This window comes from Empedobacter sp. UBA2044 (assembly GCF_002333005.1).
Classification (GTDB): Bacteria; Bacteroidota; Bacteroidia; order Flavobacteriales; family Weeksellaceae; genus Empedobacter; species Empedobacter falsenii_B.
In genome coordinates this window covers 61,075-72,553 of the sequence record NZ_DDBA01000022.1, presented here as the reverse complement: position 1 = coordinate 72,553, position 11,479 = coordinate 61,075, and the positions used below count along the sequence as shown (strand labels likewise).

Sequence of the window (11,479 nt, the reverse complement as noted above, 5' to 3'; positions counted from 1 at the left end):
TTTTTTAGGGAAGATTACAATTTGATTATTTTTAAATGAATAATAATCTAATACTACAGGTTCTATTTTAGTATTATTAGAATGAAAAATTCTATTAATAGAACCATAATAATTAAAAAAACAATGTATTAAAGATATTAGAATAATACTTTTGTATTTTAAAAAAATATATTGTAAAAATACACCAAATAATAAAGCTATTTCTATTTGTATAATGGTAGATAAAATATCATATCTACCGAATAGAAAATTTACAATATGTATTAAAGAAAAACAAAGTGAAGTATAAATAATAGACTTAAAAATATAAAAATTTTCATATTTTTTATTTTTAAAATAAAAAATAAAATTATAAAAAACTAAAACTCTAAAGATTAATTCTTCAAATAATGCAACATTAAAGCATCTTAAAAAATGTAAAAACAGATTTAAAACCCCATAGTAAATTAAATAGTAATATGAAATTAAACTATTTATCAAAATTACTGTAATAAAAATATAAAAAGATATTCTATTTTTAAAAATCGAAATATTATCAGAAAATCGAAATATTACATAAATGAGAAAGATTTTATAAATTGAAGTGTATATAGAATCGGATATAAAACTTAAATCATTAAAAAATACTATTTGTATTAATCTGAAAAATAAATTCAAAAGAATAACAAATAGTATTAAAAGAATATTTTTATTAAGCATTACCAACCTATCTCAAATTCAATTTTACAATTTTTAAGCCATACACAGCCTATCTTTGTATTACAAGAATCTCCAAACAAAGAGGTACTGTAATCTTCCCTAAAAAACGGAACGTTTAAAAATATAGTTTATTAACTTAGGGATAATTATGAAACAAAGCAATTTTACAGAAGTTCAGATCGTCAAGATCTTATCAAAACAAAATCAAGGCAAATTCGTCAAATTGACTTCCGTCATCAACAAAAACCTCTCCATCTAAAGAGTATGAGGAAAGAGGAATGTAACTGCTATCATAAATGTTTAAAGAAAAAATTCTAGAGACTGGAGGTCATTAATGGCAATTCTTCCCTTTGGAGCTATTTCTACACTAGTTAGAAATTGTTGCATATTCTTTTGCATTTCGATTTTTGCTTCAGAATTATCTTGCGTAGTATCATCATCTTGGCATGATGTAGTAATAAAGCATCCGCTTAATAATAATGAAAGAGCGTAAAATTGTAATTTTTTCATACGTAATAATTATAAATTGTTTTTTATTTATCCACTTTGGATATACAATTTTAAAAATGAAATAATAAATATAATTATGGAAAACCGTAATTTATAAAAATAAAAAAGTGACTTTAGTCATTAAAAAACATTACTTAACATAATTAGTATTATCTACCAATATTTTTTAGGTTAAAACGTTGGTTTACTGAAAGTGCCGTTTTGAATAAATTATTTCAGTTAGAAAAACACGCTGGAGACCGCATTTTACCGTTGGAATCGGATATTCAAATCAGTCAAAATTTTAAACAAAAAACCTTGAGAAAAATCTCAAGGTTTTTGTTATTTCTTTTTAGGTGGAAATTTTTGCAACAATTTCGTTACACCTTTCTGAATATTTGCTGCACGAGCTTCTGGCGAAGCTTTCAATGGCATTTGAATTTTCAAGGTTCCTTCCCAAACCAATCTTCCTTCATCCTTCATCGAAATCGTATAATTTTGATTTAATTTTTGAGACATAATCGGAATTCCAACCGAAACTCCACCTCCAAAACCATAGCCACCCGTTCCCATTCCAATTCCAACATTAGAATTTTGTTGTTTTGAAACATATTCTTCTGGCTTCACGTCTAACGTTAAATTTCCATCATTCGACTTCTGAAAACCTCTGTATAACATTCCTTTTTCAATCGAAGAATATAATCTAGCAGAATCTAAATCATTCAATCCTAAATTTCCTGTTTGCGTAAAAGAATACGTTCTATTTGTTTCAAAATCAAAATCTCGGTCATAATCTACCGCTACATTCTGCGTGCTACACGAAACCATTGTTAGGAAAATAGCACTTAATAAAAGTATTTTTTTCATTGATAATATTTTAATGATGAGAACCTGAAACGAGTTCAGGTTGACAAATCACGCCCGGTTGAACTTATTTCAACATCATGTGAACTATTTCAAAGAATTAATATAAATTTCTACCACTTTTCTTAATGAATCAAAACCAATGTCGTCTAAATTAATTTCGTTGATAGCAATCCATTTTATAGCTGCAATTTCATCTTTTTCAAGAACAATTTCTTCGTCAGGAAAATCAGCAATAAATGCTAAATCACACGTTTTATACGGAACTTCTTTGTACTCGTATGTATTGGGTTGCGAAAGAAAATACTTGAAATTCTCTAAAGGAATTTTAATTCCTAATTCTTCTTCAATCTCTCGTTGACACGTTCTTTCTGCCGACTCATCTGGATCTGTAAATCCACCAGCTAAATCTAACATTCCCTTTTTTGGTTCTTTATTACGAACAGTAAACAAGATTTTGTCATCTTTTTTAAGAATAACCGCCACCGCAGCAGCTACGTTTTGATAATAGACCAAATCGCAATTGTTGCATGTCATTTTTCTAAAGTCAAAGTGATCGATCGTATGTCCACAATTGGGACAAAACTTGAATGATTTTATCATTTCTTTTCTATTTAATGTAAAATCTGAAACAGATTCAGGATGATTAAACTATTTATTTCTCGGGTGAAATTTGATAATCGCATCTCGAATAAATTCTTGATCAACATGCGTATAAATTTCAGTCGTCGTAATACTTTCGTGTCCCAACATTAACTGAATTGCACGAAGATCTGCTCCATTTTTCAATAAATGAGTCGCAAAAGAATGACGAAATGTATGCGGACTAATTGTTTTTTTAACTCCAGCAATTATCGATAATTCTTTCACGATTGTAAAAATCATCACACGTGTCAGGTTTTTACCTCTTCTATTTAAGAACAAAAAATCTTCGAAACCAGCTTGTATAGGAAGATGAATACGAATACTTTCTTTGTACAAGTTAATATATTTTATCGTATAATCGCTAATCGGAACAAGTCTTTGTTTGTTTCCTTTCCCAATGACACGAATAAAACCATCATCAAAAAAGAGATCAGAAATTTTGAGATTTATCAATTCCGAAACACGCAAACCACAACCATAAAGCACTTCTATAATCGCACGATTGCGCTGTCCTTCTGGTTTTGATAAATCAATTACTTCAATCATTTTATCAATTTCTTTTTCAGAAAGTACATCAGGAAGTTTCATCCCAATTTTTGGAGTTTCGAGCAAAGAAGTTGGATTATCTTCTCTAAAATCTTCGAGTTGTAAGTACCCAAAAAAGCTTTTCAAGCCAGAAATAACACGCGCTTGCGAACGCACGCTATATTCACTCGATGCAAAATCGTGTACAAAATCCCTTAAATCATCTTGTGAATAATCTAAAGGTTGTTTATCAGAATAATTAATTAATTTTTGAATATCGCGTAGATAACCTTCAATTGTATTGGCAGAAACTCTTTTTTCTAATTTCAGATACATTTGATAGTCATACAAAGCATCTTTCCACAGCATTTACTTCGTTATTTTTTCAAGTTCAAAAATACGCTTTATCATTTCATCTTCGGGCATCCAAACTTGATAAAATGCACGAGAACCATATAAAGTTCCAGCAATTGTGGCTTTCATGTAGTTATCAACAGTTGTTGAAAAGACAGGGTTAAACTCATTTGAAGGAATTCCTAAAACACCTAAAAACTCATTTCTATACATCCCAGCACTAAAATATTTTAGATAAATTGCTTCGTTATGAAACATGAAAAAATCGTGAATTGAATAAATTTTCTTGAATAAAAAGTCATTAAAATAATTTGCATCTTGATTATAATACAACCAGTTCGAAACCGAATTTGTATCTAATGCAACAAACTCATCAGGAATAATTCCACCACCACCGTACACTTTTTTACCTGAAGGCGCTGTAAACTCTAAATCTTTATTGATTTTAATTGAGTCTTTACTATATAATTCACCCGATTTTAAACGTTTGTATAAATCGTCGCTGTATTTTGCCGTTTTTTTATCAAAAGGTTTTTGAATAGATCGTCCAGAAGGTGTGTAATAGTTTGCAACAGTCAAACGTACCTTAGTACCATCTCCTAAACTAATTTCGCGTTGCACCAAACCTTTACCAAACGAACGACGACCAACGATAATTCCACGTCCGTAATCTTGCAAAGCTCCCGCAACAATCTCACTCGAGGAAGCAGAATTTTCGTCCATTAAAACATAAATTTTCCCTTGCTCGAAAAGACCTCTATTTGTAGCGTAAATATATTTTTTACGTTTTTGTTTGTCTTGTGTGTAAACTATCAATTCGTTTTTCGTCAAAAATTCATCTGCAATTTCTTCTGCAATATGCATGATTCCTCCAGGATTTCCGCGTAAATCGAACACCAAAGTTTTCATGCCTTGATCCAATAAATTTTGTAAACCTTCGTGAACTTCATTTGCAGAATTTTCAGAAAAACGAGTCAATTTAAGATAACCAATATCTTTCGTTAACATATGTTTTCCAGTAACCGTAGGAATTGGAACAATAGTTCGATTTAGCGTAACAGAAACTGGTTTTCGATCGCGAATAACAGATAGTTTAACTTCCGATCCTTTCTTACCTTTCAATAAACCTTCTATTGTTTTATTATCTTTTGCAACCAAAGATTGATTATCTACAGCAACTAATTGATCTCCAAACTCTAGTTTACCATAATTTTTCGTTCCAGGTAATGTACGTTCAACAACAATGGTGTCATTCATTGTACGAAATTGAATACCAATTCCAACAAATTCACCTTTCAATTGTTCTTCTGCCTTTTGTACAGAAGCTTTGTCGATATATGTACTATGTGGATCTAGCTTGGCAACCATATAATGAATCGCATCATCAACCAAACTATCCGAATTAACATCGTTCACATATTCATTGTCAATCAAAGAAACTAATCGACGAATTTTTTGTTCGTTATCCGAATATTGCAAACCTACAATATCCTTGTTTTCATCGAACGCAAAGTCGTATTTTTTCCCAACCATAAAACCGATTAAGAAAATAATCATCACAACTAATACGATATTAATAACCTTGAAAAAACTTCTCATTGAAATGTTAACTGTATAATTCTTCTTCCGTAATTTGTCGAATTGTAATTCCTGATTTTTCTAAAAACTCTAACCCAGAAAGATCTTTGTATTGTTGAATGTAAACGATGCGCTTTATACCTGCTTGCAAAATAAGTTTGCTACAATCTGTACAAGGCGAAAGTGTAATATACAATGTCGCTCCTTCTGCAGATTGTGTAGACGTTGCACATTTTAGAATTGCATTTGCTTCGGCGTGCAAAACATGCCATTTTGTATTCCCTGCTTCGTCCTCGCATTTGTTCTCAAAACCACTTGGCGTACCATTGTAACCATCAGAAATAATCATTCGATTTTTAACAATAATTGCACCAACTTTTTTGCGTTCACAATAGGATAGATTCGCCCATTCAAAAGCCATTTTAAGATAAGCTTTATCGTAACGTAATTGTTTTTCAAAGTTTGTTTCCATTTCTAACTAAGCTTCTTCTTTGTTTTTTGTCCATAAAGGCGGAATAAAAAATGGTAATGGGTTTCGGAAAAATGCTTTTAATGTATGTGAAATCATCGTAAAAATCTTATAAAAAGGAATATTATTAGATCGCATTGCCATTAATAATGATAAGATAAAACTAACTAAGAAGTTGCTCCAACCAACCATGAAAATTGCAATAAAACCTATAATCATTGGTCCAATATCAAAATGATAGCCCATTCCTCCAATACCAATCGCGAAGTTTCCTGAAACGAAAGTAATGTGTCGAATATCGAAAGGTTGACCTGTAAAATCGCCAATCAAAAAGGCACATCCCATCATAAAACCGAATGCAACATTACCGACAACTCCTCCCATATTTTTCTCAAACCAATTCGAAATTCTTCTTCTTCTACGTTCTGAAAATGATTTCTTCAGAATTGGATGATTATAAATACGTTCTGGAATATTATGAAAACGTTGATTATTAATTGTAATTCCAGAAATTAATCCTGAAAGGAATAAGAAGACTCCAGCAATTGCTCCGAAGTAAAAAATATGCCAATCCATTATCACTACTTCTTCCCAATAATGATACGCTTTAGAATATTTTAAAACTTCTAATCCTAAGATTTCGTTGAGTAAATAAAATATTCCTAATGAAACCACAAAACCTGCAACAACATTTCCTAAAAAAGCAATCATTTGGCTTCTTACTAATTGCGCAAATAAAGTTGTAAAATCTTTCACATTCAGTTCAGAACCAGAAGTCGGCACAAGCGAACGAGCTAAACGAGCTGCTGTCATAGAAGGCTGTTTTGTAGCAAGCGTCATATGTGTCAAATAAATCGTACAGAAACCAACAGCGTAATTAATACTAAAGAAAAATGCTTTAAACAATGGCGATGTATCATGTATATTTCCAATTCCGGTTTTGATAAAACACAAAAAAGAAACAATAAAACCACCTCCACAAGCTGTCCAAAACATCTTGTTATACTCTTTGGCTGTCTGCGTAATATATTTTTCTCCTGTCTTACCATTATGATAAGTAACTAAGAAAGTGATTAAATAAACCGTAGAACCTAACTGATTACTCATAAAATTCTTTGGTGCATAAAATTCAACCCATTTCTTTGTTGCAAGACTATAGAAAGAAATTATTCCGTGTAATCTTAGTTCATTATAACTATTTAAAATTGTTTGCAAACGAACTAATTGTTGTTGCAAACGATTGATTTTTGATGCAACTTTCAATGAAATTCCTTTGTAATCTTTTTGTGTTAAAATATCATTTAACAAATGTTTACATTTCGAAATACTTTCTTTGATTTCTAACATATCAAAGCCAGCTTGTGGATTTTCGATAATGTTACTAATCTGCATCGAAAGTTTAGAGAATGGATTATCAAGATAATTAACCTCGTTACTGTAACGCATCATTTCTTTGTCCGAAAATCCTCCAGTAATACGAACCGTCAAAATAGAAATTGCTTGTAAAAGCTGATTTTGAATATTATTAACGTTTCCTTTAAAATTATCTGGTTCGATATCTTGATACAATACTTCGAAAAATTTTCGCCAACGATCTCTTGGAATAATTCGGATTGCTGATAAGTTTTTCGAATTATAAAAAATCTCATTTACCACAGAAGTTAATTCATTATTATCTTCAATATCTGGTAAAAGAGAATCCATTATTTTCTTTCGAAAAATGGATAATAAATTATCTTCCAGATGAATTCCACTATCTACTAAATAGCTAACGAAATTGATTTTCCCGAATGTATTTTGAAGTTCTTCGCGAAAAATTAATCGATATGTAGGGTTATTTTGAAGTTTAGAAATTAGATCATCTATAAAAGAAATTGAATCTGGATAATCTTTTCTTGCTTTCTCTAATAATCTTAGAAAAAAGCTCTTCTCGTATTTTTTATTTTGATCAAATATAGAGTCTAAAGCCATATTTTAATTTCTTCATTCAGAGTACAAAAGTAAAAAACTTATACTACCTAAGCAGTATAAATCAAAAGAAATAAAAAAGTGATTCTTGATGAACCACTTTTTATATATTTAGAATTTAAAATTTTTCTTATCTATTGCTGGGTTGATTTTTATGTCATTAAATTTTATCACATATTCTCCTCCATCAACTGGTTTTCCTACCACTTTTGTGGCGAAAGATAATCCGTTATACGTCTTGAAATTAGAGTAATAAAGTGTTTCGTCTTTATTTTTTTCCATTACAATTTCGTACGAATTTTTATCAAAACAGTATATTGTAGAATTTGTATTTTTTGTTAATTCTATTTTGTAACAGCTATTATTTTGATCGTATTTATCTGCACCTAAGTATTTTACTTTAAATCCTTTTTGTTTATATTTCAAAATATCCGAATCAAAAGAGTCTGGTTTATAATCTTTTACAGCTACATTTTTCTTAGCAACTTCACTGTATGTCCATCCCATTCTACCATCATATCCTTCGTTCAAGATTTCTTTTCCATTCATCACAAACACTACTTTTTTGTTGTAAGGGCGTTGATGATAAACAATCATTGGATAAGAATCTCCAACATTTATAATGGCTTCTCCTTTTAGGATAATACTGTTCAAATTATTCCAAGCTGCTTCTCCTCCTGTTTTTTGAATATGAGTTTCGATTATTTTCTCTGCATTTTGTGCAAATGTAGTCACAGAAAATAATGAAATCATAAGCGCGCTAAACGTCAATTTCGACATAAGAACTTTTTTAATTTTTAACAATCTGTCGAACAAGATATAAAAACTAATTTAAAGTTCTGTAAAGAAATATTGTCTTTTAGTCTTTTTTAACTTCTATATGAGCCCAATTTTCACCTCTTAAAATACGGTAAACCTGACCTTGAGAAATATTAAATTGTTTTGCTAGTGTAGAAATTTTTGTTTTTCTATTTGGATCAATTAATTTCTTTTTCAGACGAATAACTTGTGCTTCTGTCAACTTACTATTTGGAATACTGTCTAAACGAGAACGTCCTTTCATCATTCTAAATAAATCCTTGTTGTGCTCTTTCCATTCGTCCAATGTTGCCCATTTCAAATTATCCATTGCGTTGTTTAATTTGTTATGATCCAAATGCACTACATATTCTTTATTGTCTTTATTTGGTAAAAAAGTTTCGGCAACCATTTTATGTACATATTTAGCTGTACGTTTTCCGTCTGCTTTTGTTACCCAAATCGCACGATAACCATTGTTAATCGCTCCTTCTAAGATTTTGTATTTATCTTGTCCTGTGTATAATTTTTTTACAAGACCATCTTTTGAAACTAAAAAGGATCTTTTTTCAATTAATCCTTCTGCTTCGTATTCTTTCCATGAATCACTCATAATCACTATTTTACTTATTTACTCCATTTTACAACAACATTCATACCGAAATAATTTTTTAAGTATTAATTAACTTAATTATTTCATTTCCACGTCAAGTATAGCTGATTTTAGGGCAAATATAAATCATAAAAAGTTTAAAGATTATTTTTTAACAATAGTGGATAAGTACTTTTTTGCACGCTCTAAATCTTCTGGTGTATCAATTCCTACTCCTATCGATTCGGTTTCAATCACTTTAATCTTCATTCCATATTCCAAATAACGTAATTGTTCTAATTTTTCTGCACGCTCATTTTGACGCATTTCAAGTGTTGAAAACTTCAACAAAGCTTCTTTTCTAAACGCATAAATCCCTAAATGACGAAAATAATTTGGTGTAAAATTAGTTTCACGTGCAAATGGAATTGCTGAACGCGAAAAATAAAATGCAAAATCGTTAATATCAGTGACCACTTTTACAAAATTAGGATTGTTAATATCTTCTTCCTTTGTAATGGATTCTTTTAAAGTCACCACATCTACAGTTTTTCCCAATTCTCCATCAAAAGAGGATAAAATATCTGCCAAAGCTTTTTCGTTCACAAATGGTTCATCGCCTTGCACATTCAAGATAATATCACATTCTATATCTTGTATAGCTTCAGCAATTCTATCACTTCCTGTTTCGTGATCTTTGATACTCATGATTGCTTTTCCGTTGTGCGAAACAATTTCATCAAAAATTAAATCAGAATCTGTCACCACAAAAACATCGTCAAACAAATTAGTAGCGACAACATTTTCGTACGTCATTCTTATCACAGTTTTATCGCCCAATTGTTGCATCAATTTACCTGGAAAACGTGTTGCTGCATAACGAGCTGGAATTACGGCTATTTTTTTCACAATTTTTAATTTCAAATTTCTGTAAATTTAAAATAGATTCGGCTGAAATGCTTCTTTAATCAACAAAATAATTATAGTATCTTTGCTAAAATAAATTTTCTGTATGAAGATTGCTTTCAAAATTTTGTTATTTTTGATTTCATTAGGATTAATATATATCTTAATCAACGAGTTAAAAATTCAAGGATAAAGAAAAATTTATGTCAAAAACAACTCAACATTCGTTAGCGATTTTACTATCTCACGATATGCTTAGTTATATTACCAAAACAACCGACGGAGAAACGACTTCGTACTCGGATGTGTATGACTATTCGGTAGATTTTACAAATCTTAACAAAACGGAAATTGAGATTGAACATGAATTGCGTTCTAATTTGACTTTGCTACAAGAATATGATTATGTGCATATTTGTTTTTTGTCGACAACTGTAAATGTTGTTCCAAATCACTTTGCGCACAAACCTTTTGAGGAATTGTTATCACTTTCTAACTATAGTCCTGTAAAATTAGCGATCGATTGTCCTTTGGAAAATGTAGATGCATCAATTATCTACAATATTCATTATCCACTAAAAGATATTTTGCTTTCATTACCGAATTTGCAAAATGCGCGTTTGTATCATTCGGGCAAATTCTTGGTAGATTATGGAATGATTAATTCTAAAAACGATGAAATTTATATCAATTTAATGCATCAAAAATTAGAAGTTTGCGTGTTGAGCAATGGAGAATTTATTTTTTATAATCTATTTGAAACAAAAACGAAAGAAGACTTTTTGTTTTACATTTTGTATACATTAAATCAATTAAATATTAGTCCAAATACCGTTTCATTGTATGCTTTTGGCGATATCTTAAATTCGCCAGATTTTTACGAAACTTTACAAAAATATGTGCGTCATATTTCGTTTAACGAAGCAGACAAACAACTTGGGCAATATTTTACATTATATAAATTATTCGAATGCGAATCATTTCAGGAACATTAAAAGGAAAAAGAATCATAGCACCAACCAACTTGCCGGTGCGCCCAACAACAGACTTCGCGAAAGAAGCTTTATTTAATATCTTAAACAACGAATGGTATTTCGACGAAATTACCGTTTTAGATTTATTCTCTGGAATTGGAAGTATTTCATTAGAATTTGCTTCACGTGGAGCAAAAAAAGTAACTTCGGTTGATAATTTCTACGGTTGTGTAAAATTTTTGGACGAAACAGCGAAACAATTAAAATTAGATGATATTATTTCTACTGTAAAAAGTGATGTCATTAAATATTTGGACAAGCAACCAATCAAAAAGTTTGATATTATTTTTGCTGATCCTCCTTACGATTTGGATGTAGAAACTTACAAAAAAATCCCAAATTTGGTTATCGATAATCAATGGTTAGAAGAAGGTGGAAATTTTGTTTTAGAACACCCATCAAGCATTTCTTTTGAAGAGCATCCAAACTTTGTACAACACAAAAAATACGGAAACGTACACTTCTCTTTTTTCGAGTAAACATCCATTTTCTTAAAATATTTAACAAAATCGACTGATAGATGATATCTATCAGTCGATTTCTTTTTTTTATTTATAC

At 30.2% G+C, this 11,479-nt stretch carries 13 protein-coding genes; 2 read left to right on the top strand and 11 right to left on the bottom strand.

Annotated elements, in window-relative coordinates:
• The 11 genes from B4E59_RS14625 to kdsB form a co-directional block, all read right to left on the bottom strand.
• Positions 1–699 (bottom strand): CPBP family intramembrane glutamic endopeptidase (locus B4E59_RS14625; protein ID WP_414646269.1); only part of this gene is annotated, 699 nt, incomplete at its 3' end.
• Positions 700–999: 300 nt separating this feature from the next.
• Positions 1,000–1,209 carry a hypothetical protein gene (locus tag B4E59_RS03475; RefSeq protein WP_291051291.1) on the bottom strand — a complete coding sequence of 70 codons (210 nt, stop codon included), beginning with the start codon at positions 1,207–1,209 and terminating at the stop codon, positions 1,000–1,002.
• A gap of 321 nt (positions 1,210–1,530) precedes the next feature.
• Positions 1,531–2,055 carry a DUF4136 domain-containing protein gene (locus B4E59_RS03470; protein WP_291047250.1) on the bottom strand — a complete coding sequence of 175 codons (525 nt, stop codon included), beginning with the start codon at positions 2,053–2,055 and terminating at the stop codon, positions 1,531–1,533.
• 84 nt (positions 2,056–2,139) lie between these two features.
• Positions 2,140–2,589 (bottom strand): NUDIX hydrolase, encoded by a 450-nt coding sequence (locus B4E59_RS03465; RefSeq protein ID WP_291051288.1) that lies wholly within the window; start codon positions 2,587–2,589, stop codon positions 2,140–2,142.
• A gap of 114 nt (positions 2,590–2,703) precedes the next feature.
• A complete protein-coding gene (xerD, locus tag B4E59_RS03460; protein WP_180905186.1) occupies positions 2,704–3,591 on the bottom strand; it encodes a site-specific tyrosine recombinase XerD in 888 nt (295 codons plus the stop codon).
• Entirely contained in the window at positions 3,592–5,175 is a 1,584-nt protein-coding gene (locus B4E59_RS03455; protein WP_291051285.1) for a S41 family peptidase, read from the bottom strand.
• Positions 5,176–5,182: 7 nt separating this feature from the next.
• On the bottom strand, positions 5,183–5,626 hold the full coding sequence (locus B4E59_RS03450; protein ID WP_219034393.1) for a deoxycytidylate deaminase: 444 nt from the start codon (positions 5,624–5,626) through the stop codon (positions 5,183–5,185).
• Between the two features lie 6 nt (positions 5,627–5,632).
• Positions 5,633–7,594 (bottom strand): transporter-like protein, encoded by a 1,962-nt coding sequence (locus tag B4E59_RS03445; protein WP_280049617.1) that lies wholly within the window; start codon positions 7,592–7,594, stop codon positions 5,633–5,635.
• A gap of 108 nt (positions 7,595–7,702) precedes the next feature.
• Positions 7,703–8,371 carry a LolA family protein gene (locus B4E59_RS03440; protein WP_291051279.1) on the bottom strand — a complete coding sequence of 223 codons (669 nt, stop codon included), beginning with the start codon at positions 8,369–8,371 and terminating at the stop codon, positions 7,703–7,705.
• A 79-nt stretch (positions 8,372–8,450) separates the two neighbouring features.
• Positions 8,451–9,002: an HNH endonuclease gene (locus B4E59_RS03435; RefSeq protein WP_038332702.1), complete on the bottom strand. Its 552-nt coding sequence runs from the start codon at positions 9,000–9,002 to the stop codon at positions 8,451–8,453.
• Positions 9,003–9,146: 144 nt separating this feature from the next.
• Positions 9,147–9,890, bottom strand: a complete 744-nt coding sequence (gene kdsB / locus B4E59_RS03430) for a 3-deoxy-manno-octulosonate cytidylyltransferase (protein ID WP_221854531.1) — start codon at positions 9,888–9,890, stop codon at positions 9,147–9,149.
• A 200-nt stretch (positions 9,891–10,090) separates the two neighbouring features.
• Here kdsB and B4E59_RS03425 point away from each other — a divergent pair, with 200 nt between their 5' ends.
• Positions 10,091–10,882, top strand: coding sequence for a DUF3822 family protein (locus tag B4E59_RS03425; protein WP_180905191.1), 792 nt, complete (start codon positions 10,091–10,093; stop codon positions 10,880–10,882).
• Positions 10,858–11,400 carry an RsmD family RNA methyltransferase gene (locus B4E59_RS03420; protein ID WP_291051276.1) on the top strand — a complete coding sequence of 181 codons (543 nt, stop codon included), beginning with the start codon at positions 10,858–10,860 and terminating at the stop codon, positions 11,398–11,400. The genes B4E59_RS03425 and B4E59_RS03420 overlap by 25 nt, the downstream gene beginning before the upstream one ends.
• Positions 11,401–11,479: the final 79 nt, after the last annotated feature.

Coding starts and splice junctions, on each gene's coding strand:
- B4E59_RS03420 (WP_291051276.1), top strand. CDS start 10,858: ATGCGAATCATTTCAGGAACATTAAAAGGAAAAAGAATCATAGCACCA.
- B4E59_RS03435 (WP_038332702.1), bottom strand. CDS start 9,002: ATGAGTGATTCATGGAAAGAATACGAAGCAGAAGGATTAATTGAAAAA.
- B4E59_RS03425 (WP_180905191.1), top strand. CDS start 10,091: ATGTCAAAAACAACTCAACATTCGTTAGCGATTTTACTATCTCACGAT.
- B4E59_RS03465 (WP_291051288.1), bottom strand. CDS start 2,589: ATGACATGCAACAATTGCGATTTGGTCTATTATCAAAACGTAGCTGCT.
- B4E59_RS03445 (WP_280049617.1), bottom strand. CDS start 7,594: ATGGCTTTAGACTCTATATTTGATCAAAATAAAAAATACGAGAAGAGC.
- B4E59_RS03470 (WP_291047250.1), bottom strand. CDS start 2,055: ATGAAAAAAATACTTTTATTAAGTGCTATTTTCCTAACAATGGTTTCG.
- xerD (WP_180905186.1), bottom strand. CDS start 3,591: ATGCTGTGGAAAGATGCTTTGTATGACTATCAAATGTATCTGAAATTA.
- B4E59_RS03475 (WP_291051291.1), bottom strand. CDS start 1,209: ATGAAAAAATTACAATTTTACGCTCTTTCATTATTATTAAGCGGATGC.
- B4E59_RS03455 (WP_291051285.1), bottom strand. CDS start 5,175: ATGAGAAGTTTTTTCAAGGTTATTAATATCGTATTAGTTGTGATGATT.
- B4E59_RS03440 (WP_291051279.1), bottom strand. CDS start 8,371: ATGTCGAAATTGACGTTTAGCGCGCTTATGATTTCATTATTTTCTGTG.
- B4E59_RS03450 (WP_219034393.1), bottom strand. CDS start 5,626: ATGGAAACAAACTTTGAAAAACAATTACGTTACGATAAAGCTTATCTT.